The 26334-nt window shown below is 63.5% G+C and carries 24 protein-coding genes; 12 read left to right on the forward strand and 12 right to left on the reverse strand.

Annotated elements, in window-relative coordinates; translation table 11 throughout:
* Nucleotides 1-1530: a PLP-dependent aminotransferase family protein gene (locus OH705_RS00845; RefSeq protein ID WP_267300598.1), complete on the reverse strand. Its 1530-nt coding sequence runs from the start codon at nucleotides 1528-1530 to the stop codon at nucleotides 1-3.
* A 90-nt stretch (nucleotides 1531-1620) separates the two neighbouring features.
* On the opposite strand from OH705_RS00845, the gene OH705_RS00850 reads away from it, so the two are divergent.
* From OH705_RS00850 to OH705_RS00860, 3 genes are read left to right on the forward strand one after another with little or no spacing between them, the layout of a single operon-like run.
* Nucleotides 1621-2250: an FMN-binding negative transcriptional regulator gene (locus OH705_RS00850; RefSeq protein ID WP_267300599.1), complete on the forward strand. Its 630-nt coding sequence runs from the start codon at nucleotides 1621-1623 to the stop codon at nucleotides 2248-2250.
* Nucleotides 2251-2261: 11 nt separating this feature from the next.
* The gene (locus OH705_RS00855) at nucleotides 2262-2708 is read left to right on the forward strand and encodes a GNAT family N-acetyltransferase (RefSeq protein WP_023630196.1); all 447 of its coding nucleotides are present in this window, start codon (nucleotides 2262-2264) and stop codon (nucleotides 2706-2708) included.
* 7 nt (nucleotides 2709-2715) lie between these two features.
* Nucleotides 2716-3387: a GNAT family N-acetyltransferase gene (locus tag OH705_RS00860; protein WP_267300600.1), complete on the forward strand. Its 672-nt coding sequence runs from the start codon at nucleotides 2716-2718 to the stop codon at nucleotides 3385-3387.
* Between the two features lie 68 nt (nucleotides 3388-3455).
* On the opposite strand, the gene oadA is transcribed toward OH705_RS00860, so the two are convergent.
* Nucleotides 3456-5264 (reverse strand): sodium-extruding oxaloacetate decarboxylase subunit alpha, encoded by a 1809-nt coding sequence (gene oadA, locus OH705_RS00865; RefSeq protein WP_102685427.1) that lies wholly within the window; start codon nucleotides 5262-5264, stop codon nucleotides 3456-3458.
* 11 nt (nucleotides 5265-5275) lie between these two features.
* The gene (locus OH705_RS00870) at nucleotides 5276-6691 is read right to left on the reverse strand and encodes an acetyl-CoA carboxylase biotin carboxylase subunit (protein WP_023630199.1); all 1416 of its coding nucleotides are present in this window, start codon (nucleotides 6689-6691) and stop codon (nucleotides 5276-5278) included.
* Between the two features lie 204 nt (nucleotides 6692-6895).
* On the opposite strand from OH705_RS00870, the gene OH705_RS00875 reads away from it, so the two are divergent.
* Nucleotides 6896-7843: a LysR family transcriptional regulator gene (locus OH705_RS00875; RefSeq protein ID WP_267300602.1), complete on the forward strand. Its 948-nt coding sequence runs from the start codon at nucleotides 6896-6898 to the stop codon at nucleotides 7841-7843.
* Here the strand turns inward: OH705_RS00875 and OH705_RS00880 are convergent.
* On the reverse strand, nucleotides 7785-8003 hold the full coding sequence (locus OH705_RS00880; protein WP_081941302.1) for a PA3496 family putative envelope integrity protein: 219 nt from the start codon (nucleotides 8001-8003) through the stop codon (nucleotides 7785-7787). The genes OH705_RS00875 and OH705_RS00880 overlap by 59 nt on opposite strands.
* A 136-nt stretch (nucleotides 8004-8139) precedes the next feature.
* Nucleotides 8140-9006, reverse strand: a complete 867-nt coding sequence (gene hexR, locus OH705_RS00885) for a transcriptional regulator HexR (protein WP_023630201.1) — start codon at nucleotides 9004-9006, stop codon at nucleotides 8140-8142.
* A 103-nt stretch (nucleotides 9007-9109) separates the two neighbouring features.
* Between hexR and zwf the strand changes: the two genes are divergently transcribed.
* On the forward strand, nucleotides 9110-10552 hold the full coding sequence (gene zwf / locus OH705_RS00890) for a glucose-6-phosphate dehydrogenase (RefSeq protein WP_217867708.1): 1443 nt from the start codon (nucleotides 9110-9112) through the stop codon (nucleotides 10550-10552).
* Here the strand turns inward: zwf and OH705_RS00895 are convergent.
* Complete coding sequence (locus OH705_RS00895) at nucleotides 10549-13410, reverse strand: putative bifunctional diguanylate cyclase/phosphodiesterase (RefSeq protein ID WP_267300605.1); 2862 nt, start codon at nucleotides 13408-13410, stop codon at nucleotides 10549-10551. The two genes, zwf and OH705_RS00895, sit on opposite strands and share 4 nt — an antisense overlap.
* Nucleotides 13411-13663: 253 nt before the next feature.
* Between OH705_RS00895 and uvrD the strand changes: the two genes are divergently transcribed.
* The 3 genes from uvrD to OH705_RS00910 all read left to right on the forward strand — a co-directional run bounded on the left by uvrD (nucleotide 13664) and on the right by OH705_RS00910 (nucleotide 17378).
* A complete protein-coding gene (gene uvrD, locus OH705_RS00900) occupies nucleotides 13664-15847 on the forward strand; it encodes a DNA helicase II (RefSeq protein WP_038707073.1) in 2184 nt (727 codons plus the stop codon).
* A gap of 161 nt (nucleotides 15848-16008) precedes the next feature.
* Nucleotides 16009-16857, forward strand: coding sequence for a Tim44 domain-containing protein (locus OH705_RS00905; protein WP_038707074.1), 849 nt, complete (start codon nucleotides 16009-16011; stop codon nucleotides 16855-16857).
* Nucleotides 16858-16970: 113 nt separating this feature from the next.
* Nucleotides 16971-17378: an SMI1/KNR4 family protein gene (locus tag OH705_RS00910; protein WP_023629684.1), complete on the forward strand. Its 408-nt coding sequence runs from the start codon at nucleotides 16971-16973 to the stop codon at nucleotides 17376-17378.
* Between the two features lie 143 nt (nucleotides 17379-17521).
* Here the strand turns inward: OH705_RS00910 and OH705_RS00915 are convergent, their stop codons facing one another.
* Nucleotides 17522-19282: a cation:proton antiporter gene (locus tag OH705_RS00915; protein ID WP_023629683.1), complete on the reverse strand. Its 1761-nt coding sequence runs from the start codon at nucleotides 19280-19282 to the stop codon at nucleotides 17522-17524.
* 326 nt (nucleotides 19283-19608) lie between these two features.
* On the opposite strand from OH705_RS00915, the gene OH705_RS00920 reads away from it, so the two are divergent.
* A complete protein-coding gene (locus OH705_RS00920; RefSeq protein ID WP_023629682.1) occupies nucleotides 19609-20094 on the forward strand; it encodes an acyl-CoA thioesterase in 486 nt (161 codons plus the stop codon).
* Here the strand turns inward: OH705_RS00920 and pdxY are convergent.
* Nucleotides 20091-20963 carry a pyridoxal kinase PdxY gene (gene pdxY, locus OH705_RS00925; protein WP_023629681.1) on the reverse strand — a complete coding sequence of 291 codons (873 nt, stop codon included), beginning with the start codon at nucleotides 20961-20963 and terminating at the stop codon, nucleotides 20091-20093. The genes OH705_RS00920 and pdxY overlap by 4 nt on opposite strands.
* A 120-nt stretch (nucleotides 20964-21083) precedes the next feature.
* Here pdxY and OH705_RS00930 point away from each other — a divergent pair, with 120 nt between their 5' ends.
* Nucleotides 21084-21476 (forward strand): DUF3301 domain-containing protein, encoded by a 393-nt coding sequence (locus OH705_RS00930; protein ID WP_023629680.1) that lies wholly within the window; start codon nucleotides 21084-21086, stop codon nucleotides 21474-21476.
* On the opposite strand, the gene OH705_RS00935 is transcribed toward OH705_RS00930, so the two are convergent.
* Genes OH705_RS00935 through zigA form a run of 3 tightly spaced genes read right to left on the reverse strand, consistent with a single transcriptional unit; the run spans nucleotide 21477 to nucleotide 24329 of the window.
* Entirely contained in the window at nucleotides 21477-22454 is a 978-nt protein-coding gene (locus tag OH705_RS00935) for a CobW family GTP-binding protein (RefSeq protein WP_038707075.1), read from the reverse strand. It abuts the gene before it with no gap.
* Between the two features lie 52 nt (nucleotides 22455-22506).
* On the reverse strand, nucleotides 22507-23124 hold the full coding sequence (locus OH705_RS00940) for a DUF1826 domain-containing protein (RefSeq protein WP_094010882.1): 618 nt from the start codon (nucleotides 23122-23124) through the stop codon (nucleotides 22507-22509).
* Nucleotides 23121-24329, reverse strand: coding sequence for a zinc metallochaperone GTPase ZigA (gene zigA, locus OH705_RS00945; RefSeq protein ID WP_023629678.1), 1209 nt, complete (start codon nucleotides 24327-24329; stop codon nucleotides 23121-23123). The genes OH705_RS00940 and zigA overlap by 4 nt, the downstream gene beginning before the upstream one ends.
* A 109-nt stretch (nucleotides 24330-24438) precedes the next feature.
* Here zigA and OH705_RS00950 point away from each other — a divergent pair, with 109 nt between their 5' ends.
* Nucleotides 24439-24816: a hypothetical protein gene (locus tag OH705_RS00950; protein WP_023629677.1), complete on the forward strand. Its 378-nt coding sequence runs from the start codon at nucleotides 24439-24441 to the stop codon at nucleotides 24814-24816.
* A gap of 24 nt (nucleotides 24817-24840) precedes the next feature.
* Entirely contained in the window at nucleotides 24841-25722 is an 882-nt protein-coding gene (gene folE2, locus OH705_RS00955; RefSeq protein ID WP_267300615.1) for a GTP cyclohydrolase FolE2, read from the forward strand.
* An 8-nt stretch (nucleotides 25723-25730) separates the two neighbouring features.
* Here the strand turns inward: folE2 and OH705_RS00960 are convergent, their stop codons facing one another.
* On the reverse strand, nucleotides 25731-26258 hold the full coding sequence (locus OH705_RS00960) for a DUF3617 domain-containing protein (RefSeq protein ID WP_023629675.1): 528 nt from the start codon (nucleotides 26256-26258) through the stop codon (nucleotides 25731-25733).
* Nucleotides 26259-26334 lie beyond the last annotated feature (76 nt).

Below are 26334 nucleotides of genomic sequence, written 5' to 3' on the forward strand. Positions count from 1 at the left end.
TCAATCTCGCCAGGCCTTGCGCAGGCGCATCAAAGCCTGCGCAATCTCCCCTTCTGGCACTGCCGCGAATCCCAGTACCAGCCCTGCCCTCGTATCCGCAGGTTCCGCGCTGTCCTCCAGCCAGTAGCTGCTCAGCGGAGTGACCTCCACCCCCACCGCCTCCGCCCGCGCCACCAACTCCTGCTCCCGCGCCAAGTTATCCACAGCCACCTTCACATGCAGCCCTGCTGCGACGTCTGGCATTGCCCCCAGCCCCGGTACATCCACGGGCCAACCGGCCTTCAGCACATTCCTGCGGGCCAGCGCCGCCCGGCGCATACGGCGGATATGCCGCTGGAAATGCCCTTGGGCCATGAACTGCGCCATGACACATTGCGTGCCGACTTCCGAGTGACGCACCGCCAGCGCCTTGGCCTGGCTGAATGCCCGCACCAGGCGTCCGGGCAGCACCAGGTAACCCAGCCGCAAAGCCGGAAATGCGATCTTGCCGAACGTTCCGACGTACAGCACCCGGCCCTGCCGATCCAGTGCCGCCAGCGGTGCCAAAGGCGCACCGCTGTAGCGGTACTCACCATCGTAATCGTCCTCGACGACCCAACCGTCCTGGCGCTCGGCCCAGGCCAGCAACGCCAGGCGCCGGGCCAGGCTCATGGTCACACCGGTGGGGTACTGGTGAGCCGGGGTCACGTAAGCCAGCCGGCAATCCGGCAGCTCGGCCAGGCGCGCACAGTCCATGCCCTCTTCGTCTACCGGCACGCCGCTGACTCTTGCCCCCGCCAGGGCGAAGGCGTGCCCGGCAGCGCGGTAGCCCGGGTTTTCCACAGCCACCCCGTCACCAGGCTGCAACAGCAACTGTGCACAAAGGCTGATCGCCTGCTGCGCACCACTGGTGATCACAATTTGTTCAGCACTGCAGGAAAGCCCTCGCGATCGACGCAGATAGGTGGCAATCAAATCACGCAACGGCAGCTCCCCTGCCGGGTCGCCATAGCCGAGCAGCGCCGGGTCGGGATTTCGCCAGAAACCCGCTTGCAGCTTGGCCCAGACCTCGAAAGGAAACAGGTCGAAGGCTGGCAGGCCAACCCTGAAAGCCCTCGGCGCATCGCCTTTTGGCGGCGGCAGATGGTGCTTTTTCAGACGCAACAACGGCTCGCTGCACAGCGCAAAACTGGATAAATCCTCAGTATCAGACTCCTCAAATGTGGATAAGTCTGTTGATAACACCAGGGATAACCCTGTGGACAGTTGTGTGGATAGTTTTCCCAGGCGGCTTACATAGGTGCCATCGCCTACCCGGCTTTCGATAAAGCCCTCGGCATACAACTGGTCATAGGCACGCACCACGCTGTTGCGCGACAACGCGAGAACCGCCGCAAGGTCACGGGTGGCCGGCAGCCGAGTGCCGCCTTCCAGGCGCCCATCCAGCACGCGCGCGCGCAAGGCCTGATAGAGCTGCTGGCTGAGCCCGCGACGGCGATCCAGGACGATTCCTGCCGGATCGAAAGGCAACGCGTGGGTAGGTTCGCTCATGGCATTGGACCTATCAAAACAGTCATGAATGGCTCTTACACAGAGCCAATAGCCTGCCTAGCATGAAGCCACAGCACAAGGAACACCGGCATGTACAACAGCAAACCGCATCAGGAACATGACCTTGCCCGCCTGCACCAGCACATGCAGCACACCCGCCTGGCAACGCTGGTCAGCCACGGTGAGCACGGGCTGCTGGCCACCCATCTGCCCGTGCTGGTCGCCACTGGCGAGGGCGAATTCGGCACGGTCTACGGCCACCTCGCCAGGGCCAACCAGCAATGGCAGGACCTGGCACACGGCGCTGAGGCCTTGCTGGTATTCCCCGGCGCCGACGCCTATGTCAGCCCTGGCTACTACCCGAGCAAGACGGACAACCCCAAGGTGGTGCCCACCTGGAACTACATGGCGGTGCATGCCTGGGGCCCGGTGGAGGTGATCCACGCACCGACGCAATTGCTGGACATCGTCAGCCGCCTGACCGACCGCCATGAGCAAGGCCGCGCAGCACCGTGGAGCGTCGCCGATGCTCCGGCTGACTACCTTGACGGCATGCTCCGCGCCATCATCGGTATCCGCCTGCCGATCGCCCGCCTGCAGGGCGCACGCAAGCTCAGTCAGAACCGTTCGGCGCAAGACATCGCCGGGGTCCGCGCAGGCCTGGCCGCCAGCGCCGACCCTGTGGATAACCAACTCGCCGCGCACATGCGCGACCTCTGAAGGAAAAGCCCATGACCAGCATCACCCTGCGCCCGGTGGGCGCCAACGACCACGCCGCCTGGCTACCCTTGTGGCAGGCCTACCTGCGCTTCTACCAGGCCGAACTGCCCGACGCAGTCAACACCAGCACCTGGCAACGCCTGCTCGATGCGAACGAGCCCACCCACTCGGCGTTGGCCTGGGTCGATGGCAAGGCGGTGGGGATGGTCAACTTCATCTACCATCGTTCCAACTGGAGCATCGAGAACTCCTGCTACCTGCAGGACCTCTACGTGGACAGTGAAGTGCGTGGCCTGGGCATCGGTCGGCAGCTCATCGAGCATGTCTACGCCACGGCCAAGGCCGCCGGCTGCATCAAGGTGCACTGGCTGACCCACGAGACCAACGCCACCGCCATCAGCTTGTACGAGCAGGTCGCCGAGCGGCCGGGCTTCATCCAATTCCGCAAAGCACTGTAGGCCGCCCATGAACGACGCATTGAACTGGAAACCCGCCGGTACGCCCAAGGCCGAACCCATCGAAGGCCGTTTCATCAGCCTGGAGAAGCTTGACCCGGCGCGCCATGGCAACGACCTTTGGGAAGTACTGCAAGGTCCGGGCTCGGACCCAGCGCTATGGGACTATCTGCCCTACGGCCCGTTTGCTGAGCGCGCCAGCTTCGACCGCTGGCTGGAAGGCAACGCCGCCAGCCGCGACCCGCTGTTCTACAGTGTGATCGACCGCGCCAACGGCCAGGTTCAGGGCATCCTCAGCTACATGTCGATCGTCCCCGAACACGGCCGCTTCGAGATTGGCCACATCGCCTTCGGCGCCGCCATGCAACGCACACCCAAGGGCACCGAGGCGGTTTACCTTTTGAGCAAACTGGGCTTCGAGCTGGGCAATCGCCGGCTGGAATGGAAGTGCAACGACGCCAATGCCCGCTCCAAGCGCGCGGCCGAACGGTTCGGTTTTGTGTTCGAGGGCGTGTTCCGCAACCACATGGTGGTCAAGGACCGTAATCGCGATACAACGTGGTATTCGATTACCGATACCGAATGGCCTACCGTGGCGGCGGGGTTCGAGCGTTGGTTGAGTGAGGAAAACCAGCAGCCTGAGGGACAAGTCCGCACGCTGGAAGCGTGCCGCGTGGGCTGATTTATCCAGACAAAAAAAGGGGAGCATCCGCTCCCCAGAGGTTAACCGCTTGTAGATGAAGGCTTCTGTCAGCCCTCGATCTCGATCAGGATTTCGCCTGGGGTCACCCGGTCGCCCTTGGCCACGTGAATGGCCACGACCTTGCCGGCGATCGCTGCCTGGACTTCGGTCTCCATCTTCATCGCCTCGGTGATCAGCACCGCCTGGCCGGCCTTGACCACGTCGCCTTCCTTGACCAGCACATCGACGATGTTGCCCGGCATGCTGGTGCTGACGTGGCCCGGCGCGCTGGCCTGCTTGCGCTTGCTGCCGCCACCGCCGACGAATTCGTTGAGCGGCTCGAACACCACTTCTTCCGGCATGCCGTCGATGGACAGGTAGAAGTGGCGCTTGCCTTCGGCCTTCACGCCGACACCGGTGATATCGACGCGGTAGGTTTCACCGTGGACATCGATGACGAACTCGGTCGGCACGCCTTCACCGCCCACCGCCCCCACCGCGCCAGCTTCCGGAATCGGCAGCAAGGCTTCTGGCTTGAGGGTGCCGGCTTCACGCTCCTCGAGGAACTTGCGGCCGATGTCGGGGAACATGGCGAAGGTCAGCACGTCCTCCTCGGAGTGCGCGAGGCTGCCGATGTCGGCGCGCAGCTTGGCCATCTCCGGCTTGAGCAGGTCGGCCGGGCGCACGTCGATCACGTCCTCGCTGCCGATCGCCTGGCGCCGCAGCTGCTCGTTGACCACACCGGGGGCTTTGCCGTAGCCGCCTTGCAGGTACAGCTTCACTTCATTGGTGATGGTCTTGTAGCGCTCGCCGGCCAGCACGTTGAAGAACGCCTGGGTGCCGACGATCTGCGAGGTCGGGGTCACCAGCGGCGGGAAGCCCAAGTCTTCGCGCACCCGCGGGATCTCTGCCAGCACTTCGTTCATGCGGTTGAGCGCGCCCTGCTCCTTCAGCTGGTTGGCCAGGTTGGAAATCATCCCGCCCGGTACCTGGTTGACCTGCACGCGGGTATCCACGGCGGTGAACTCGCTTTCGAACTGGTGGTACTTCTTGCGCACGGCGTAGAAGTACAGGCCGATCTCCTGCAGCAGCTCGAGGTCCAGCCCGGTGTCGAACTCGCTGCCCTTTAGCGCGGCGACCATCGACTCGGTGCCCGGGTGGCTGGTACCCCAGGCGAAGCTGGAGATCGCGGTGTCGATATGGTCGACGCCGTTCTCGACGGCCTTGAGCTGACACATCGCGGCCAGGCCGGCAGTGTCGTGGGAGTGGATGAACACCGGCAATGACTGCTCGGCTTTCAGTGCCTTGACCAACTCGCCGGTGGCGAACGGGGTCAACAGGCCAGCCATGTCCTTGATCGCCACCGAGTCGCAACCCATGGCTTCCATCTGCTTGGCCTGCTGAACGAAGGCATCGACGGTATGCACCGGGCTGGTGGTGTAGGCGATGGTGCCCTGGGCGTGCTTGCCGGCGGCTTTCACCGCCTCGATGGCCACGCGCAGGTTACGCACATCGTTCATGGCGTCGAAGATGCGGAACACGTCGATGCCGTTGACCGCGGCCTTGGCCACGAAGGCCTTGACCACATCGTCGCTGTAATGGCGGTAGCCCAGCAGGTTCTGCCCGCGCAGGAGCATCTGCAGGCGGGTGTTGGGCAGCGCGGCACGCAGCTTGCGCAGGCGCTCCCACGGGTCTTCCTTGAGGAAGCGCACGCAGGCGTCGAAGGTGGCGCCGCCCCAGACTTCCAGCGACCAGTAGCCGACCTTGTCGAGCTTGTCGCAGATCGGCAGCATGTCTTCGGTGCGCATGCGGGTGGCCAGCAGGGACTGGTGAGCGTCGCGCAGGATCGTGTCGGTAACAAAGATTTTCTTGGACATTATTCGGTTCCTCACAGGCCTGCGTGGGCGGCGATGGCGGCGGCGATGGCCAGGGCCAGCTCTTCGGGTTTGCGCTTGATCGAGTAGTTGGTCAGTTCAGGGTGGCTTTCGACGAAGCTGGTGTTGAACTGGCCGCTACGGAATTCCGGGTTGCGCAGGATTTCCTGGTAGTACGCGGCAGTGGTCTTGACCCCCTGCAGGCGCATGTCGTCCAGGGCCCGCAGGCCGCGGTCCATGGCTTCTTCCCAGGTCAACGCCCAGACCACCAGTTTCAGGCACATGGAGTCGTAGAACGGGGGAATGGTGTAGCCCGTGTAGATCGCCGTGTCGGTACGCACACCCGGGCCGCCCGGGGCGTAGTAGCGGGTGATCTTGCCGAAGCTGGGCAGGAAGTTGTTCTTCGGGTCTTCGGCGTTGATGCGAAACTGCAAGGCAAAGCCGCGGTGCTGAATGTCTTCCTGCTTGATCGACAGCGGCAGGCCGGAGGCGATGCGGATCTGCTCGCGAACGATGTCGATGCCGGTGATTTCCTCGGTGATGGTGTGTTCCACCTGCACCCGGGTGTTCATCTCCATGAAGTACACCTCGCCATCGGCGAGCAGGAACTCCACGGTACCGGCATTCTCGTAGTCCACCGCCTTGGCCGCGCGCACGGCCAGGTCGCCGATGTAGGCACGCTGCTCAGGGGTCAGCTGCGGGCTCGGGGCGATCTCGATGAGTTTCTGGTTGCGGCGCTGGATCGAGCAGTCGCGCTCGAACAGGTGCACCACGTTGCCGAAGCTGTCACCGAGAATCTGCGCCTCGATATGCTTGGGGTTGACGATGCACTTTTCCAGGAACACTTCCGCCGAGCCGAAGGCCTTGGTGGCCTCGGAAATTACCCGGGGGAAGTTCTGTTCCAGTTCCTCGCGGCTGTTGCAGCGGCGAATGCCGCGCCCGCCGCCACCGGAGGTGGCCTTGAGCATCACCGGGTAACCGATGCGGTCGCCTTCCTGCAGGGCTTCATGAATATCGGCGACGTTGCCTTCGGTGCCGGGGGTGACCGGCACGCCGGCCGCGATCATGGTGCGGCGCGCTTCGGTCTTGTCACCCATGCGGCGAATGACGTCGGCAGCCGGGCCGATGAACTTGATCCCGCGTTCAGCGCAGATCTCCGCCAGTTCGGCGTTTTCCGACAGGAAACCGTAGCCGGGATGCAAGGCATCGCAGCCGGTCTCGACAGCAAGGTTCACCAGCTTGCGCGGGTTCAGGTAGCCGGCCAGGGGCTCGGCACCGATGCTGTAGGCCTCGTCGGCGCGCTTGACGTGCAAGGCGTGGCGGTCGGCGTCGGAGTAGATCGCCACGGAGCGAATGCCCATCTCGGCGCAGGCACGCACGATCCGTACTGCAATCTCACCCCGGTTGGCGATCAGGATTTTTGTTATCACTGGAGTCTTCCCAAAGCCGTAGGAACAGACGATCCGGTTCTACCGGTCGGCGCGTGACCAAACGTCGCTGGCCAGTCGCATATCCACCCTAGCGCTGAAGGTCGATAAACAAAAATCAATATTTGTTAGAGGCAGCATAAGCAAAAGCTTATAGTTGGGTAACAAGGTTTTGCCGGAGCACCGCAAAAAATGCGCAAGTCATTGATGCGTATGACTTTACGTCAGCTGCAGGTCTTCAACGAAGTGTGTGATTTGCGCTCCTACAGCCGGGCGGCCGAAGAGATGGCGCTGACGCAACCCGCCGTTAGTCTACAGATCCGCCAGCTCGAAGAGCTGGTTGGCCAGCCGCTGTTCGAGTATGTCGGCAAGAAGCTCTACCTGACCGAGGCCGCCGAAGCGCTGCAACGCGCCAGCCGGGATATCTTCGGGCGCCTGGAGAACCTCGACATGCAGCTGTCGGACATGCAGGGCTCACTGCAGGGGCAGCTGAAACTGGCGATCGAATCCAGCGCCAAGTACTTCGTGCCACACCTGTTCGCCGCCTTCAAGCAGCGCCACCCGGAGGTCAACCTCACCTTGACGGTGGTCAACCGTGCCCAGGCGATCAGGCGCCTGTCGGACAACCGCGACGACCTGGTCATCATGTCCATGGTGCCCCAGGACATGGGCCTCGAGTTCCTGCCCTTCCTGAACAACCCGATCGTCGCCGTGGCACCGCCGCAACACCCGTTGTGCAAGCCGGACAGCCTGCGCCTGCAGGATCTCGAGCCGCACACCTTGCTGGTCCGTGAACAGGGTTCGGGCACCCGCAAGGCCTGCGAGGAGTTTTTCAAGGACAAGCGCGTGCATTTCACCCAGACCCTCGAGGTGGCCTCCACCGATGCCCAGCGCGAATGCGTGGTGGCCGGGCTGGGCATCGCCCTGCTGACCCGTCATGCGGTCAACATGGAACTGGCCACCGGCATGCTCAGGGAGTTGCCGGTGGAAGAACTGCCGTTGTACCGCAGCTGGTGCCTGGTGCAGTCCCGGAGCAAGCGGCAATCGCCGGTGGCCCTGGCGTTTCAAGCGTTCATCCGCAGCGAACGTGCAATGATCAGCGGGCTTGTTGAGCGTTTCTCGGGGAAGTTGCCGCCGATACCTGCCACACCGTGAGGTCCTGCAGGTCGGGGTAGTCGGCCAGTTCGCGCAGCAACTGGCGTTGGTCGCAGTAGCATTCGATCGCGCGGCGGTACTCCATGCGGCGCTGATCCTTTTCCTGCTGCTTGCGAGCCTTGGCGTTGGGTTGGTACACACCGTCGTGATCACGTGCCATTGCCTGTCTCCCAGAAAGGATGCGGGGAGTTTCAGACTGGCCTCGGTGGTTTACGGTTTGGCGGTGGATTGGTGACGAAATGATGAAACCTGCATGGGCGCGGGCCAGCCCGATCCCATGCGAGCACAGCCTTGAATCAGTCGTCGGTCGCCTTGATCGACTTGGGCGACAGGCGCAGGCTGCGCAAGCTGCGCTTCACGCTCTTGAGGTGGTTGACCAGGCTCGGCCCGCGGGCCATTGCCACGCCCATGGCCAGCACGTCGATCACAACTAAGTGGGCGATGCGCGAGGTCAGCGGCGTGTAGATTTCGGTGTCCTCATGCACGTCGATGGCCAGGTTGACCGTCGACAGCTCGGCCAGCGGCGTCTGGCTCGGGCACAGGGTGATCAGGTTGGCACCGCTCTCGCGCACCAGGTTGGCGGTGATCAGCAGGTCCTTCGAGCGCCCCGACTGGGAAATGCACACCGCCACATCGCCCGGCTTGAGCGTGACAGCCGACATTGCCTGCATGTGCGGATCGGAATAGGCCGCCGCGCTGAGCAGCAGGCGGAAGAACTTGTGCTGCGCATCCGCCGCGACCGCGCCCGAGGCGCCAAAACCATAGAACTCCACGCGCTGGGCCTGGGCCATGGCCGTCACCGCCTGCTGCAAGGCTTGCGGGTCGAGGTGCTCGCGTACTTCCATCAAGGTATGCAGGGTGGTGTCGAAGATTTTCAGGCTGTAGTCGGCGACCGAGTCGTCTTCATGGATGGCAAATTGACCGAAGCTGGCACCGGCAGCCAGGCTTTGCGCCAGCTTGAGCTTGAGATCCTGGAAGCCCGAGCAACCGATCGCCCGGCAGAAGCGCACGATGGTCGGTTCGCTGATACCCACGCTGTGCGCCAGATCGGCCATGGAGCTGTGCATGACGGCAGCCGGATCGAGCAGCACATGGTCGGCCACTTTGAGTTCCGATTTGCGCAGCAGGTGCCGCGATTGGTCGATATGTTGCAACAGATTCACGGGCTGGACTCGGTTATGATCGGCGTGCCGGGATGTAGCTTTCTTGTAGTTATACTACATGCTTGCCAACCCGCCCAGCTAATCGAACGTGGAGAGTGGTGGTTTGACGATTCCTTGCGACATCCTGGTCTTCGGCGGCACGGGCGACCTGGCCCTGCACAAACTGCTCCCGGCGCTCTACCACCTGTATCGCGAAGCCCGCCTGCACACCGCCGTGCGGATTATCGCCCTGGCCCGACGCAACCTGCCGCGCAACGACTACGTCAAGCTTGCCGAGCGCCATTGCCGGGCGCAGGTCGCCCGCCAGGACTTCGACGAAGACGTCTGGCAGCGCTTTTCGGCGCGGCTCGACTACTTCCCCATGGACGCGGCGCAGAGCGCTGACTTCGGCCGCCTGGCACGCTACCTGGGTGAGCCCGGCGGCCTGACGCGGATCTTCTACCTGGCCACCGCGCCCAAGCTGTTCGTGCCGATCGCCACTCACCTGCGCATCGCCGGCCTGGCCGACAGCGAAGCGCGCATCGTGCTGGAAAAGCCCATCGGCCACTCGCTTGAGTCGGCCACCGCGATCAACGAAGCGATCGGCGCGGTGTTCGACGAGTCCCAGGTCTTTCGCATCGACCACTACCTGGGCAAGGAAACCGTGCAGAACCTCATGGCCCTGCGCTTTGCCAACGCCTTGCTCGAGCCGGTATGGCGCAACGGCCAGGTCGACCATGTGCAGATCAGCGTCTGTGAAACCCTCGGCGTGGAAAACCGCGGCGCCTACTACGACCGTGCCGGCGCTACCCGCGACATGCTGCAGAACCACCTGCTGCAACTGCTCTGCCTGGTGGCCATGGAGCCCCCCTCGCAGTTCGAGGCCGAAGCGGTACGCGACGAGAAGGTGAAGATCCTCCGCGCCCTCAAGCCCATCACCGGCCAGGACGTGCAGGACAAGACCGTGCGCGGCCAATACGGCGCCGGCAAGATCGGCGGCCAGGAAGTGCCGGCCTACTATTTCGAGAAGGACGTGGACAACGACAGCGACACCGAAACCTTCGTCGCGGTCCAGGCGCACATCGACAACTGGCGCTGGGCCGGCGTGCCGTTCTACCTGCGTACCGGCAAGCGCATGGCGCGGCGCTCGTCGCAGATCGTCATCCAGTTCAAGCCCGTGCCGCACGAGCTATTCAGCGGCGGCCAGGTCAACCAGCTGCTGATCCAGCTACAACCGGATGAGCACATCAGCTTGCGCATGATGACCAAGAGCCCGGGCAAAGGCATGCGCCTGGCGCCGGTCGAGCTGGACCTCAACCTGGCCCAGGCCTTCGCCCAGACCCGCCGCTGGGAGGCCTACGAACGGCTGTTGCTGGATGTACTCGAAGGCGATTCGACGCTGTTCATGCGCCGCGACGAGGTCGAGGCCGCGTGGGCCTGGATCGACCCGATCCTGCAGGGCTGGGAGGAGCACTTCCAGGCGCCGCGCCCTTACCCCGCCGGCAGCAATGGCCCGGAACAGGCCAACAGCCTGTTGGCGCGCCAGGGCCAGGCCTGGCACGCCTAGCCCAACAGGTCGGCGGTCGAAAGCCCTAGCAGCGCTTTGAACGACGCGGCATCGACCGGCCGGCTGATCAGGTAGCCCTGCACCTCGTCACAGCCGTGCTCGCGCAGGAACTGCAACTGTTCACGGGTTTCCACCCCTTCGGCCACCACCTTCAATTGCAGGCTCTGCGCCATGGCGATGATCGCCCGGGTAATGGCCGCATCTTGCGTGCCTTCAAGCAGCCCGCGGATGAACGCCTGGTCGATCTTTACGTAGTCGACCGGGAAGCGCTTGAGGTAGCTCAGTGACGAGTAGCCAGTGCCGAAATCGTCGATGGCCAGCTTAACCCCCAGCGCGTGTAGCTGCTCGAAGGTGGCGATGATGTGCTCGACACTGTCCAGCAACTGGCTTTCGGTCAGTTCCAGCTCCAGCAGGTGCGGCGCCAGGCCGGACTCCTGCAGGACCTGGCGCACCAGGCTGACCAGCTTGCCCTGGCGCAACTGGTACACCGACAGGTTGACCGAAACACGCACCTCCAGGCCCTGGCGCAACCACTCGCAGGCTTGCCAACAGGCCTGGCGCAGCACGAACTCGCCCATGGGCGCGATCAATCCGGTTTCCTCCGCCAGGCCAATGAACTCGCTGGGTGGCACCATGCCCCATTGCGGGTGCTGCCAGCGTACCAAGGCCTCGGCCGCGTGCAGCTGACCGGTGCGCAGGCACAGCTTGGGCTGGTAGTAGACCAGCAGCTGGCCTTCGTCTATGGCCTTGCGCAACTGATTCTCCAGCTGCAGGCGCTCAAGGGTGCTGGCACGCAGGCTCTCGGTATAGAACTGGAAGCTGTCGCCGCCCAGATGCTTGGCATGCTGCTTGGCCATGTCGGCCTGGCTTACCAGGGCATTGAGGTCCAGGCTGGCATCGGACAGCAGGCTGATACCCACCGAGGCGCTGATCACCACCTCGTGCCCGCCCACACGCTGGGGCACTCGCAGTTTGTCCAGCAACCGGGTAGTGACGCGCACCAGGCTGGATAAGTTGGTATAGCCGTCGAACAGCACCGCGAACTCGTCGCCGGATAGGCGCGCCACGGTATCGGCTTCGGGCACCGCGTTGGCCAGGCGCTGGGCCATCTTCTTCAGCAACTGGTCGGCCAGCTCATGACCCAGGCTCTCGTTGAGCAGCTTGAAGCGGTCCAGGTCAACATGCAGCAGCGCCAGGCTGCGGCCATTCAGACGCATGCGTTGCGCCGCCTCGTGCAGACGCAGGCGGAACAGCGCACGGTTGGCAAGGCCGGTGAGGTCATCGTAGTGCGCCAGATAGCGCAGGCGCTCCTCGGATTCGCGGCGCGCCGACAGGTCGGTGAAGAAGCCGACGATATTGACGATACGCCCCCGCACATCGCTCACGCTGTTGAGCTGCAACCATTGGGGATAGAGCTCGCCGCTCTTGCGCGCCTCGACCAACTCACCCTGCCAGCGCCCCTGCTGGTCCAGCGCCTGGTCGATGGCCTGGCTGTGGCGCCGGGCGTCGCGGCTGCAGGGTAGCTCCAGGGCGTTGCGGGCGATCAACTCGGCCCGGCCGTAGCCGGTGACATCGCAGAAAGCCTGGTTGACCGCCAGCAGCTGGAAGTCGGCATCGAGAATGGCGATCCCCTCGCTGGCTGCCTCGAACACCGTCGCGGCGAGCCGCTGCTGCTCCTCCTGCTCCTTCTGTGCGGTGATGTCACGGCGGGTGCCCAGCATGCGCAGGACCTTGCCCTGGGCATCGGATTCCACCGCCCGCCCACGGTCCTCGATCCAGCACCAGTGGCCTTGGGCGTGACGCACCCGGTACTCGACCCGGTAGTCCTCGGTGCGCCCCTTGAGATGTTCGACCAGCGTGCGCCGCAGCACCGGCAAATCATCGGGGTGCAGCCGCGGCTTGAGGTCGGCGCGTACCGAACGCACCTGGTCGGCATCGAGGCCGAACAGGGCATGCAGTTGTGTGTGATGGACTTCGTCGGTCTCCAGGTTCCAGTCCCACAGCCCCAGCTCGCTGGCCTGCAGGGCCAGGGCCAGGCGCTGCTCGCTCTTGCTCAGGGCCTGGTTGGCCTGGTCCAGCTCATGGCTACGTTCGGCCACGCGCTGTTCAAGGCCGGCATGGGCCTGGCGCAGGTCGTCCTCGGCCTGACGGCGCTGGGCGATTTCGGCGCTGAGCTTGCGGTTCAGACCCTCGCTGTGGCGCTGGGCGCACTGCAGATGCTCGATCAGCGCCTGGTTCTGGAAGCGGCGCAGCAAGCCACGCTCGATCAGGCGATTGACCTGCCAGGCCACCACCATCAGCGCTACCAGCAGGATCAGCCCCAGCCAGCCCCAGCCACGCTGGTGCCCGGCGTCATAGACGAAGAGAAACGCGATCGGCGGCAGCAGGCACGGCACCGCGAAGCTGAGAAACGCCGGCAGGCTGACCGCGTAGGCGACACTGGCCGACAACGCCGCTGCCCCGAGCAGGCCGAATACCCAGGCCTGCTGCACGAAGTTGTCCGCCGGCGCCAGGGCGATCACCGCACTGGCCAAGGTCAGGCCGCTGAACGCCGAACCGAGCAGGAACATCCTCCGCCAGGCTGGCTTGGCCTGGCGAACCGGTGTCGCCGATTCGAAGGCCGCCACCTGGATCACCCGCAGCACCACCAGTGCCAGCAGCCAGGCCAACCACACACCAACCAGCAGATAGCGCCCAGGGCTCCACAGCAGCCAGGCGCTGAGCAGGCCGTTGAGCAGCATGAACAGGGTGGGCAGCAGAGAGCCCTGGTACAGCAGGCGAGTCCGCTCGATCGACAGCTGGGTGGCGAATTGCCTGCGAACGCTCCGTGTCGTCTCCGGCGATGCTCCGATCGCCATGCAATCCTGGGTCATATGGCTGGATTCTTTTGAGTTCTTGTTATGGCTGACCACAAATGTGCAGGGAGAATACACAAGCGTCGCGTCAGACCAAACTGCTCTACGTCATGATTTGGAAAATGTCTCGTCCGTCCAGGTCTGACCGCTCAACCACGCGGCGCTGCCAGCAGCGCCGATGAACGGTAGATGGCCTGTGCGGTGATTTGCAGCGCGGGCGTTTGCCCCTGCCTGCGCGCGGCCATAGAATGCCCGCATGCATAATGACGACCTCTCCCTCCTGCTGAACTCCCTCAACGACGCCCAGCGCCAGGCCGTGGCGGCCTCCGTCGGGCGCCAACTGGTGCTGGCCGGCGCCGGCTCGGGCAAGACCCGCGTGCTGGTGCACCGTATCGCCTGGCTGATCCAGGTCGAGCAGGCCTCGCCGCACTCGATCCTGTCGGTGACCTTCACCAACAAGGCCGCGGCGGAAATGCGCCAGCGTATCGAGCAACTGCTGGGCATCAACCCGGCCGGCATGTGGGTCGGCACTTTCCACGGCCTGGCCCACCGCCTGTTGCGGGCGCACTGGCAGGAGGCAGGGCTGGCGCAGAACTTCCAGATCCTCGACAGCGACGACCAGCAACGCCTGGTCAAGCGGGTGATCCGCGAAATGGGCCTGGACGAGCAGAAATGGCCGGCACGCCAGGTCCAGTGGTTCATCAACGGCCAGAAGGACGAGGGCCTGCGCCCACGGCATATCCAGGCCAGCGGCGACCTGTTCCTGGCCACCATGCGCGACATCTATGTCGCCTATGAACAGGCTTGCGACCGCGCCGGGGTCATCGACTTCTCCGAGCTGCTGCTGCGCGCCCTCGACCTGTGGCGCGACCACCCGGACCTGCTCAAGCATTACCAGCGCCGCTTCCGCCACCTGCTGGTGGACGAGTTCCAGGACACCAACGCCGTGCAGTACGCCTGGCTGCGCCTGCTGGCCTCCGGTGGCGACAGCCTGATGGCGGTGGGTGACGACGACCAGTCGATCTACGGCTGGCGCGGCGCCAAGATAGAGAACATCCACCAGTACACCGCCGACTTCCCCGACGCCGAGTTGATTCGCCTGGAGCAGAACTACCGTTCCACCGGCGGCATCCTCAAGGCCGCCAACGCGCTGATCGCCAACAACAGCGGACGCCTGGGCAAGGAACTGTGGACCGACATGGGCGAGGGCGAACCGCTCACGCTCTACGCCGCGTACAACGAGCACGACGAAGCGCGCTACGTGGTCGAGACCATCGAAAGTCTCATCAAGCAGGGCAACGCTCGCGACGAGATCGCCATCCTCTACCGTTCCAACGCCCAGTCGCGGGTGCTGGAAGAGGCCCTGCTGCGCGAACGCATCCCCTACCGCATCTATGGCGGCCAGCGCTTCTTCGAACGCGCCGAGATCAAGAACGCCATGGCCTACCTGCGCCTGCTCGAAGGCCGCGGCAACGACGCGGCGCTGGAGCGGGTGATCAATGTGCCGCCACGCGGCATCGGCGAGAAGACCGTCGAGGCCATCCGCGAACACGCCCGTCACAGCCAGCTGTCGATGTGGGACGCCATGTGCCAGCTGCTGGCCGCCAAGGCCCTCAAGGGCCGCGCCGCCAGTGCGCTGGGCGCCTTCATCGAGCTGCTCGAGAACCTCGCCGCCAAGGTGCTGGACATGCCGCTGCACCTGATGACCCAGACCGTCATCGAACAGTCCGGCCTGATCATCTACCACCAGGAAGAAAAGGGCGAGAAAGGCCAGGCCCGGGTGGAAAACCTTGAGGAACTGGTCAGCGCGGCCCGCAACTTCGAGACCAGCGACGACGACGCCGACCTGTCGCCACTGTCGGCGTTCCTCGGCCATGCCTCGCTGGAGGCCGGCGACACCCAGGCCGACGAGCACGAGGACAGCATCCAGCTGATGACCCTGCACAGCGCCAAGGGCCTGGAGTTCCCCTACGTGTTCCTGGTGGGCATGGAGGAAGGCCTGTTCCCACACAAGATGAGCCTCGAAGAACCCGGCCGCCTCGAAGAAGAACGGCGCCTGGCCTACGTGGGCATCACCCGGGCGATGCGCCAGCTGGTCATGACCTACGCCGAGACCCGTCGCCTGTACGGCAGCGAAACCTACAACAAGGTGTCGCGTTTCGTCCGCGAGATTCCGGCCGGGCTGGTGCAGGAAGTGCGCCTGTCGAACACCGTCAGCCGCCCGTTCGGCGGCGCGAAGACGCCCGCGAGCAGCCTGTTCGCCAACGCCAGCATCCCGCAGACCGCCTTCAGCCTTGGCCAGCGGGTGCAGCATGCGGTGTTCGGCGAAGGCGTGATCCTCAACTTCGAGGGCTCCGGTGCCCAGGCGCGGGTGCAGGTGAACTTCTCCGAAGGCAGCAAATGGCTGATGCTTGGTTACGCCAAGCTGGAAGCCATCTGAACCCAATCGCGGGGCTTGCCCCGCGATGACCTTTCAGACAACGCCCGTCTGCATTCCCGACTATCAGGCAAAAGCTCGAAACATGTTGTCGCTGGCTATGTCTGCTGGTTCATGTGCACCATGACGCGCGTGCAATCCACACAAACGGGAACCCCCAACTTATGCAACGTTTTCTTAGCATCGCTCTGGCGCTCTGCGTCGGCCTGACGCTGAGCCTCGACGCCAACGCCAAGCGCTTCGGTGGCGGCAAGAGCTCGGGCTCCGCGCCTATCCACCAAACCCGCCAGGCTACCCCGACCACCCCTGCCGCCGCCCCGACCGCGCCAGGCCGCGCACCCGCTGCCGCCAGCGGCGCCTCGCGCTGGCTGGGCCCGCTGGCCGGCCTCGCCGCCGGTGGCCTGCTGGCCTCCATGTTCATGGGCGATGGCTTCGATGGCATGCAGATCCTCGATTTCCTGATCATGGGCCTGATCGCCTTCCTGGTCTTCCGCTTCATCGCCGCGCGCCGCCGCCAGCAGCAGCCGCAACACGCTGCAGCCGGCCATGCCCCGTACCAGCGCGAAGCCCAGCCGCAGGCCGCCCCGCAGTCGATCTTCGGCGGTTCCGCCGCACCGGTTGCCGCGCCTGCGATCAACGCCCCGGCCTGGTTCAACGAAGCCAGCTTCCTGGCCGCCGCACGTTCGCACTTCCAGTCGCTGCAGCAGCACTGGGACGCCAACGAGATGGACAAGATCGCCGAGTTCGTCACCCCGCAGATGCTCGAGTTCCTCAAGCGTGAGCGCGCGGAACAAGGTGAAGGCTTCCAGTCCACCTACATCGACGACCTCGATGTGCAACTGGACGGCGTAGACGACCGCGCCGACCAGACCGACGCCACCCTTACCTTCCGTGGCGTGTCGAAGACTTCGCGCTTCGACCAGGGCGAAGTGTTCAGCGAAAGCTGGCACATGGTTCGCGCCCAGGGCGAAAACCAGCCTTGGCTGCTGGCCGGTATCCGCCAAAACGGTTAACCGTCGCACGTTGCAGAAAAAACCCCGGGCCTGTCCCGGGGTTTTTGCTTTTGCCAGAGCGGCCTACTAGGGTATAACGCGCAGCGTTGTCATAAGGTCAGAGGATGTGAACCGTGGAAGAAGTGATCGAACAACTCCGTGAAGCCAACGAGCCGGTACCGGTGCCGCTGGAACTGCCGGACGAGGATCAGCTGGTCGAGATCGAGGAAGAGCTGTTCATCAACATCCCCTTCGTGTTCAAGGAATACCTGCTGACCGTCAGTGACGTGGTGTACGGCAGCCTCGAGCCGGTCACCGTGACCGACCCGCAATCCCACACCTACCTGCCGGAGGTGGCGGCCAATGCCTGGGACGCCGGCGTGCCCCGCGACCTCATCCCGATCTGCCAGGACGGAGACGATTTCTACTGCGTCGAAGAGGACGGCACCGTGGTGCTGTGGTCCGGTGAAGAGGAAATCGTCACCGAGGAAAGCTGGGAATCGGTCTGGCACTGGGCGCGGGATGTCTGGCTGGAAAGCTGAATGAGAAATACCCGCACAAAGTGATGGCTTATAGCTACCAATCACTCGTAGAATCGCCAGGCTCTCTGCGCCTGGCGACACTGCTACCGCTCCATCCCCTCGGACGACGGTGAAATCTTGCGCAGAAAGCGTTAACCGCTCCCTCAGTGCGAATGATCGCGGCTGTTCTCTAGCGTCTCCAGCAACGCCACCTGCATTCGCGTATGCACACGGATCAGCCAGCGCCACAGCAGTGCCACCACCACCGCCGCCACTACCGCGATGATCAGCAGCAGTTCGCTGGTGGGCAGAATGCTCGCCGACAAGGCTGACAGCAGCAGGAAGATCACCAGCAGTGACAGCAGCGGAATCACCTCGGCGATCACCCGTCTTACGCGCTGGGTATGTCGCCCCGCCATCTCCGGCTTGACGCCCATCTCTGCCAGCAACATCGACAGTGCCTTGAGCTTGCGGTACGCGGCAATCAGGAACGGCAACGACAGCAGCAGCGCCGCGCCCCAGATCAGCGCCTTCTGCTGACCGGCGTCCGTCACCCATTCGCTGAGCCAGACGCCGATACGCCCGGCGAAATAGCCGCCACTGAAGAAGATCGCGATCACCAGCGCCAGGTTGACCCCGACCTGCAACAGGATGCGCCGGATCATCGCCGCCAGCATGGCCCCCTCGCCCTGGGGCTGGATGCTGCGCAACCACTCGCCGTACAGCGAAAGCACCCGCGCCAGGCGGCTGGGTACCACATTGCCCAGCTTGATCGACAACGGGTCGGCAGCGCGGATCAGGTAGGGCGTGAGCAGGGTGGTGATGGCCGATACCGCCACCGCGACCGGGTAGAGGAAGTCGCTGGTGACCTGCAGGGTCATGCCCAGGGCAGCGATGATGAAGGAGAATTCGCCGATCTGCGAAAGCCCCATCCCCACACGCAGCGAAGTGCGTCCATCATTGCCGGCAATGAACGCCCCCATGCCGCAGGAAAGCATCTTGCCCAGTACCACCGCCAGGGTGATGACCACGATCGGCCAAGCGTATTCGAGCAGGATCGACGGGTCGATCATCAGGCCGATGGCCACGAAGAAGATGGCACTGAACAAGTCGCGCACCGGCTCGATCAGGCGCTCGATCTTCAGCAGCTCGCGCGACTCGGCCATGATTGCGCCGATCAGGAAGGCACCCAGCACCATGCTGTACTCGAGCTTGACCACCAGCAGGCAGAAGCCGAAACACAGGCCCAGCACGGTAATCAGCAGCATTTCGTTGCTTTCGAACTTGGCCACATAGGCCAGCAGCCGCGGCACCAGCAAGATGCCGATGACCAGCGCGACGATCATGAACAGCGACAACTTGCCCACGGTCGAGAACACCTCGCCGGAGCTCACCGTACCGCTGACGGCGATGCCCGACAGCAGCGCGATGATACCGATGCCGAGAATATCCTCGACGATCAGCACGCCGAAGATCAGTTGGGCAAAGCGCTCGTTCTTCATCTTCAGGTCGTTGAGCGCCTTGACGATGATGGTGGTCGAGGAAATCGCCAGGATCGCCCCGAGGAACAGCGAATCCATGGTGTTCCAGCCGAACCAGCGACCTATCTCGAAACCGATCCAGATCATCAGGACGATTTCCAGGAAGGCGGCGATGAACGCCGTGGCACCGACCTTGAACAGCTTGCGCAGGCTGAACTCCAGGCCCAGGCAGAACATCAGGAAGATCACTCCCAGTTCAGCCAGGGTCTTGATGGTGTCTTCGTCGTGTATCAGCCCGAACGGCGGCGTGTGCGGCCCGATGATGAAGCCGGCGACGATGTAGCCCAGCACCACGGGCTGCTTGAGGCGATGAAAGAGAATGGTGACCACCCCGGCAACCAGCATGATCACCGCCAGATCCTGGATGAAGCTGATGGCATGCATGGCGTGTTACTCCTTGTTTTCGATGCTGGGGGCGAACCGCTCCTCTGCTGGGAAGACCCTGGGCGCGGAGCAGGCACATACTGTTGTGATTGACGCGAAAGCCCACGTTGCATGGGCGTCGTCAGGTTAACATCGCGCCTTGCCGCAAATTGCCAATGCAATATGCAGAAACAGATCGGCAGATTCGACACCGCCGATGGCAATATTGGCGTGACGATGGAGCGTCAGCCGACGTCCCGTACCAGGATGGGAAACCTCAAAGAGGGGAAACAGAAGTGTCTGCAGATACCCGCCCCGATACCGTGCAAATTCACCGTGAGCTCTCTATGGAACCTGGAAACGCCCAGCTGACCATGACCGTCCTGATGACACCGGACATGGCCAACTTCTCTGGCAACGTACACGGCGGCACCCTGCTCAAGTACCTCGACGAAGTCGCCTATGCCTGCGCCAGCCGCTATGCCGGTACCTATGTGGTGACCCTGTCGGTGGACCAGGTGATCTTCCGCGAGCCGGTGCACGTCGGCGAACTGGTGACCTTCCTGGCGTCGGTCAACTACACCGGCAACACCTCGATGGAGGTGGGCATCAAGGTTGTCACGGAGAATATCCGCGAGCGCTCTGTACGCCACTCCAACAGCTGCTTCTTCACCATGGTGGCTGTCGACGATGACCGGCGCCCGGTGAAGGTACCACCACGCCAGCCGCAGAGCAGCGAAGAGAAGCGCCGCTTCCTGCAGGGTCAGCAGCGCCGACAGATCCGCCAGGAGCTAGAGCAGCGCTATCAGAACCTGAAGACCGATTCGATCTAGCCGTTCAGGCGCTGCGCCTCGAAGCGCACCCGTGGGTGGGCGATGCGATCCTGGGCCCGCACCAGCTGCAGTTCATAGCTGGCGCAGGCCTGGGTTTCCAGCAGCACCTCATGCACGGCAGCGGCGGTGAACTCGAAGGCTTGCAGCCAGTTATCGCCAAGCAGCACCCGGGCGAGGAACAACCCTGACGTCAGGTCGCCCACCCCTACCGGCTGACGCGGGAACGCCAGCAGTGGCCGACGCAGGTGCCAGCTGGCTTCGCGGGTCACCAGGAGCATCTCGAAGGCATCGTCCGCGCGCTGTGGATAATTCAGGTGCTTGACCAGCACTACCTGCGGCCCACGCTCCAACAACCCGCGCGCCATGCCCACGCAATCCTCCAGCGACTGCGCGCGGCGGCCACAGAAACTGTCCAGCTCAAGCTGGTTGGGGCACAGGATATCGGCCTTGGCCACGGCCTGCTCGAGCAGGAATTCACTTACCTCGGCCGGCACGATGCAACCTTTCTCGGCATGGCCCATGACCGGGTCGCACAGGTACAAAGCCCTGGGATTGACCGCCTTGATCCGCTCGACGCCAGCCAGGATCGCCCGCCCCTGCTCGGCACTGCCCAGGTAACCCGACAGCACCGCATCGCAGTGGCCCAATTCGCCGATATTGGAAATGCCTTCCACCAACGCGGGAATTTGCGCTGGCGCAAGCACTTCCCCCGCCCACTGGCCATACTGAGTGTGGTTGGAGAACTGCACCGTGTTGAGTGGCCAGACGTTGACCCCAACCCGCTGCATGGGAAACACCGCGGCGCTGTTGCCGGCGTGTCCAAAGACCACGTGGGACTGAATGGCGAGCAGGTGCGGTGTACGTTTCATGCAGGGCGCTTCCGAAACTATGTGAAGAAATGTGCGGCCCGCAGTATGAACCTGATTGCCATCTGTACGACAGGCCAGAGACGCAGTTAAGCTGAATCGACCTGTCTGGAGCTTACGCAAATGCTGACCCTGGAAAACCTTTTCGTCCTGATGCTGGTGGCGACCGCAGGCGCCTGGCTGTGGCACAACCACGGGCTTCGCGAGAAGGCCCTGGCTCGGGTCAAGCAGCATTGCGCCAAGCTCGACCTGGAACTGCTCGACGACGCCGTGGCGCTCAAGCGCATCGCTTTCGTGCGCGACGCCAATGGCCGAAAGCGCCTGGCGCGCATCTACAATTTCGAGTTCACCGTTACCGGCGAACAACGTCACCCCGGCACTGTCACCCAGTTCGGCGCCCACACCATGCAGATCGAACTTGCACCCTACCCGTTCGAGATCAAGACCCCGCCACGCACCGACAACGTCATCGAAATGCAGCAATGGCGCCAGGAACATAACCGCTGGCGCAATTGATCAGCCAGCAACGTAACAGCTGGCGATGGCCGCCTGGAGCACCTGCACTGGTTGTGGCTGATCGAAGATCAGCTCGATGCGCGAGTCCCTGCGCCATTCGCTGGGGCGCCATTCCAGCGCCCCACGTTCCAGGCCATTGAACGACTGCCACCCCGCCGCGCTGTGGATAACCCCTTTCGCCCGGCACCACGACCATTGCTCAAGAACGCCACGTAGCGCCATTTCATCGAAGAACTGGCCCGGATGCCAGCGCCAACCTACGCTCCAGCCCTCGTCCGCCAGCCGGGACTGACAGATCGGTTGCCGCGGATCCACCCACAAGGTGGGCCGTGGGACGGGGCCGTTATCCACAGGCAAACTGGAAAGGTCGAGTGAGCCCGCTGCTGGCGCCGCGGGCGATACAGGCAACTCAGCGAGGGCTAGCGCGCCATGATCCGTCCACAACGCCGGGACTTCAGGCAATGATGCAGTTATCAACAGGCGGGTGGCAGCATCCATGGAGCTCGCCTTGTTGAACAGCAGCAACCCCGCCTTCGCCAATGCCATGTTCTGTGCCTCTGGCAAGCCAGTGCCCCGGGAAAGGGCCGCGGCATCCAGCACCATCAACAGTGGCTGGACCGACAGGACACCGGTCCAAGGCGCCCGCCCCAGTTGCTCCAGCAATTCGAGTGGGTGACCGAGGCCGGACGGTTCGATGAACAGGCGATCCGGGCGCGCCTTGCGCAGCAGGCGGCCGAGCCCCACCTGGAACGGTGCGCCATTGACGCAGCACAGACAGCCTCCCGCCACCTCTGCGATGGCGATGCCCGCCTCATCACGGCTGAGCAAGGCGGCATCCAGGCCGATCTGGCCAAATTCGTTGACCAGCACGGCCCAACGCTCACCAGTTGGTCGTTGCTCCAGCAAGTGACGGATCAGGCTGGTCTTGCCGGCGCCTAGCGGGCCGGCGATCACATGGGTGGGGATGTTCTGCAACATGGCTCGGTATCGCAAGGGCTTGATGGCAGTCTATACCGGGGCGTCCGGCAATTCATGCCAACCAGTCCAGGCTCAACAGCAAGCGACGCTCCCCGGCGGGTGTCTGCGGGGACCGGTGGACCAAGCCCGCACCCTCGTTCCCCAGCCACTTCTCACCCTTGAGCAGGGCTACCTCTCCCGCCACCAATCGCCGGACGTTATCCACAGGCGGCGGCGCCAGCTGCAACCGGGTACGGTCGATGGCACCCTCTGGCAGCCATTCGCTACCTGCGCCGGCGTAGGTACTGAGCAGGCGCAATGGCACATGATCCACATGCATGCGCGGGCACATCGCCCCCTCAAGCACCCGCAGCCGCACCCCTAGGCGCCGAGCGCCCAGCAGGCAGGTATAGGCCGCCACCAGCCAGGCCACATCGGCGACGAAGCCATCGTAGCCATGCAGATCGGCGGTTTCTCTGAGCAGCCCGGGCAACGCTGGCGGCTGGCGTTCATCCACCTCGATCACGCGCTCATCGGCCAATGGCTGGCCCAGGCTCAGCACCAGGTTGGCGAAGTCCTCGACCTGGGCCGGCAGGCGGCGCTGCCAGACCGCGAGGTTGACCCCATCCTGGAGAATCTCCGTCATCACCTGGGGTGACTCACCGAAGACCTGGCGGATATCCACAGTCATGCCGCAGCGTCCTCATGCCACTCACCAAAGGGGTCCGGCAGGCGCAGCCAGCCCATCGGCCCCAACTCCATTTCCTCATCATCGAGCAGGCAGGCTTCCAGCTCTGTGGATAACCGAACAAAGTCGATGTTCTGCCCGATGAACACCAGTTCCTGTCGGCAGTCGCCCGCTTCCGCGGACCACTGCTTGAGGATCGCCGCGGTGTTCTCTTCATCCTGCGGCCATTGTTCGCGCGGCACGAAACGCCACCAACGACCAGCCAGGCCATGGCGCATCATGCCGCCGGCCTGCGACCAGCTACCGGCCTCCTGGAACTTGCTAGCCAGCCAGAAGAACCCTTTGGAGCGCAGCAAGCGGCCGTTGCTCCAAGGCTTGTGGATAAAGTCGAAGAAACGCTGCGGATGGAATGGCCGGCGCGCCTGCCAGGTGGTCGCGGCAATACCATACTCCTCGGTTTCCGGCACATGTTCGCCACGCAGCTCCTGCAGCCAGCCCGGCGCCTGCGCGGCCTGGTCGAAATCGAACAGGCCGGTATCGAGGATGCGCGCCAAAGGCACCTGGCCCATCACCATCGGCACGATCTGCGCCCGCGCATTGAGGCTGCGCAGGATGGCGGTCAATTCTTCGCGCTCATGCTGGCTGATCAGGTCGATCTTGCTCAGCAGCAACACATCGGCGAACTCAACCTGCTCGATCAGCAAGTCACTGATCGAACGTTCGTCACCTTCGCCCAAGGTCTCGCCCCGACTGGCCAGGCTTTCGGCTGCCTGATAATCGCGAAGGAAGTTCAGCCCATCGACAACGGTGACCATGGTGTCGAGGCGTGCCATGTCGGAGAGACTGCGGCCCTGCTCATCGCGAAAGGTGAACGTCTCGGCGACCGGAAGCGGCTCGGATATACCCGTGGACTCGATCAGCAGGTAATCGAAGCGACCCTCGCCCGCCAACCGGGCCACCTCCTCCAGCAGGTCCTCACGCAGTGTGCAGCAGATGCAGCCGTTGCTCATCTCAACCAGCTTTTCCTCAGCGCGGTTGAGGCTGACATTGCGTTGCACCTCACTGGCATCGATGTTGATTTCACTCATGTCGTTGACGATCACGGCCACGCGCAAATTGTCGCGGTTACGCAGGACATGGTTGAGCAACGTGCTCTTGCCGGCACCCAGGAAGCCGGACAGCACGGTGACAGGAAGACGGTTGGGCATGACGAACCTCATCGGGCAGGCGCATTCGAAACGATGCATTGCACAATGTTATATTATAACAATACAATTTCGCCAAGCCGTATCGCCGAACGGTTGTCTGGAGAGCGTCATGAAACTACCTGGCGTCATCGCCCTGCTGCTGCTCGTTCATCCAGAGCAGCTCTTTGCCATGCCCACTACCGACCTTGCACGGTGCACCCGCAGCGCAACCTTGCTGGCCTGCCAGGACAGCAAGGGCAACTACTACAGCGTGCGAACCGAGGGCAGCACCTTTTACTTGCGCGGGTATGAAGTTGCGAGCAAGCGGCTTTGGGCGCAAACCAACAGCCGCCACGGCGCATTGACGTTCTTTACCGGCCTGGCCAGCGACGGCGAGGCTTGGGTCGGCTACAGCCGGCGTATTGGCTGGACCACGCTGAATCGTGTTTCCAGCTCCAGCGGCCAACGCTTCAACCTGCATTGCAGCCTCATCGGCGGTTGCCAGTGACTTTAACCGTTCAGGATCCCTTCCATGACCAGCCTATCCCTTCCCGATGTCGCCGCCCAAAGCAACCAACAGGCACTGCCGCTGGACTGGGTGGGCATGAATGGTATCGCCGTTGCGCTGCAACTCGACGGGCGCACCGTCACCGCATTTGCCGATGCCGGAGTGAGCCTCGACGATGGCGCCTCACGCGGCATCCACATGTCCCGGCTGTACCTGGCATTGGAGGCGCTGGAGCAACAACCCCTGTCACCCCCGCTTCTACGCCATATACTGCGGTCATTTCTGCTTAGCCACACCGGCCTGTCCAACAATGCTTATCTGCGCCTGACCTTTGATCATCTGCTCAAACGGTCGGCACTGATCAGTCCGTTGGCTGGCTGGAAGCGCTACCCGGTAACCGTGGATGCCAAGCTTGAAGATGAAATGTTCCACGTGGAACTATCAGTGAATGTGCCGTACTCGTCGACATGCCCATGCTCGGCAGCACTAGCAAGGCAGTTGATCCAGGAGCAGTTCGACAGGGACTTCGCCCACCGGCCATTGGACCGCTGCGCCATTCGCCAATGGCTGGGCAGTAGTGACGGGATCGTCGCCACGCCCCATAGCCAACGGAGCATGGCCAGGCTTCAGGTACGCCTTGCAGGGGAAGCGCTGAACCTGACAGGGCTGATCGATGCGGCGGAAGCCGCGCTGGGCACCGCAGTGCAGACCGCAGTGAAGCGCGCCGACGAGCAGGCTTTTGCCCTGGCCAATGGACAGAACCTGATGTTCTGCGAGGATGCTGCCCGGCGCCTGCACCTGGCATTGATGCAGATTGAAGAGGTGTTGGGGTTCAGCGTACGCGTGGAGCATGCAGAGAGCCTGCATGCCCACGACGCGGTTGCGGTGACTCAACATCGGTGGTGAGCGCTACTTCAACTGCGTGGCTTCACTGTTCCACAGTCGTTGCCCAGCCAGACCGCCCGGGTATCCATGCTTCCCTGTTGCTGGACACCGGAGGCATTGAACGTGCCGTTGACCTTGGTCAGGAACTCACGGTCGCTGAGGAAGGTGGCCTGGCCGGTACCCTGGGCTTTCGGGCAGTTGAACTGGAACTTCCAGACATTGCCATTGCGCTCGGTGATCTTCTGCGTGCAGCCCGATTGCGGGTCCTGCAGGGGGATGTCGTTGGTCTTGACCTGCTCGGCGGTCAGGCACGAGCGCACACCCTTGCCGCCCACGGTGATGCCCTGCTTGGCCAGGGCACCTTCCATCATCGCCCGTTGCTCAGGCGGCAGGTTCTTCAACTGGCCGAGCATGAACTCCATGTCTGGCAACGGCTTGCCATCGACCTGCATATTGCTGGTGGTCAGCTCCCACAAGCCGGGTTGCAACATCTGCGCGTGGACCAGCGGGCTGCCCAACCCCAGTGCCAGGGCGAGCAATGGCAGACGAATCTTCATGGATGAAAGCTCCTCGAAATACCGGCTCCGGCCGGACTGAGCCTTTAGACGTCGAATTCGCCTGTGGGTTGCAGTG

This window comes from Pseudomonas sp. BJa3 (assembly GCF_026343815.1).
GTDB lineage: Bacteria > Pseudomonadota > Gammaproteobacteria > Pseudomonadales > Pseudomonadaceae > Aquipseudomonas > Aquipseudomonas soli.

Coding starts and splice junctions, on each gene's coding strand:
- OH705_RS00845 (WP_267300598.1), bottom strand. CDS start 1,530: ATGAGCGAACCTACCCACGCGTTGCCTTTCGATCCGGCAGGAATCGTC.
- OH705_RS00850 (WP_267300599.1), top strand. CDS start 1,621: ATGTACAACAGCAAACCGCATCAGGAACATGACCTTGCCCGCCTGCAC.
- OH705_RS00855 (WP_023630196.1), top strand. CDS start 2,262: ATGACCAGCATCACCCTGCGCCCGGTGGGCGCCAACGACCACGCCGCC.
- OH705_RS00860 (WP_267300600.1), top strand. CDS start 2,716: ATGAACGACGCATTGAACTGGAAACCCGCCGGTACGCCCAAGGCCGAA.
- oadA (WP_102685427.1), bottom strand. CDS start 5,264: ATGTCCAAGAAAATCTTTGTTACCGACACGATCCTGCGCGACGCTCAC.
- OH705_RS00875 (WP_267300602.1), top strand. CDS start 6,896: ATGCGTATGACTTTACGTCAGCTGCAGGTCTTCAACGAAGTGTGTGAT.
- OH705_RS00880 (WP_081941302.1), bottom strand. CDS start 8,003: ATGGCACGTGATCACGACGGTGTGTACCAACCCAACGCCAAGGCTCGC.
- OH705_RS00895 (WP_267300605.1), bottom strand. CDS start 13,410: ATGGCGATCGGAGCATCGCCGGAGACGACACGGAGCGTTCGCAGGCAA.
- uvrD (WP_038707073.1), top strand. CDS start 13,664: ATGCATAATGACGACCTCTCCCTCCTGCTGAACTCCCTCAACGACGCC.
- OH705_RS00905 (WP_038707074.1), top strand. CDS start 16,009: ATGCAACGTTTTCTTAGCATCGCTCTGGCGCTCTGCGTCGGCCTGACG.
- OH705_RS00915 (WP_023629683.1), bottom strand. CDS start 19,282: ATGCATGCCATCAGCTTCATCCAGGATCTGGCGGTGATCATGCTGGTT.
- OH705_RS00920 (WP_023629682.1), top strand. CDS start 19,609: ATGGAACCTGGAAACGCCCAGCTGACCATGACCGTCCTGATGACACCG.
- pdxY (WP_023629681.1), bottom strand. CDS start 20,963: ATGAAACGTACACCGCACCTGCTCGCCATTCAGTCCCACGTGGTCTTT.
- OH705_RS00930 (WP_023629680.1), top strand. CDS start 21,084: ATGCTGACCCTGGAAAACCTTTTCGTCCTGATGCTGGTGGCGACCGCA.
- OH705_RS00935 (WP_038707075.1), bottom strand. CDS start 22,454: ATGTTGCAGAACATCCCCACCCATGTGATCGCCGGCCCGCTAGGCGCC.
- OH705_RS00940 (WP_094010882.1), bottom strand. CDS start 23,124: ATGACTGTGGATATCCGCCAGGTCTTCGGTGAGTCACCCCAGGTGATG.
- zigA (WP_023629678.1), bottom strand. CDS start 24,329: ATGCCCAACCGTCTTCCTGTCACCGTGCTGTCCGGCTTCCTGGGTGCC.
- OH705_RS00950 (WP_023629677.1), top strand. CDS start 24,439: ATGAAACTACCTGGCGTCATCGCCCTGCTGCTGCTCGTTCATCCAGAG.
- folE2 (WP_267300615.1), top strand. CDS start 24,841: ATGACCAGCCTATCCCTTCCCGATGTCGCCGCCCAAAGCAACCAACAG.
- OH705_RS00960 (WP_023629675.1), bottom strand. CDS start 26,258: ATGAAGATTCGTCTGCCATTGCTCGCCCTGGCACTGGGGTTGGGCAGC.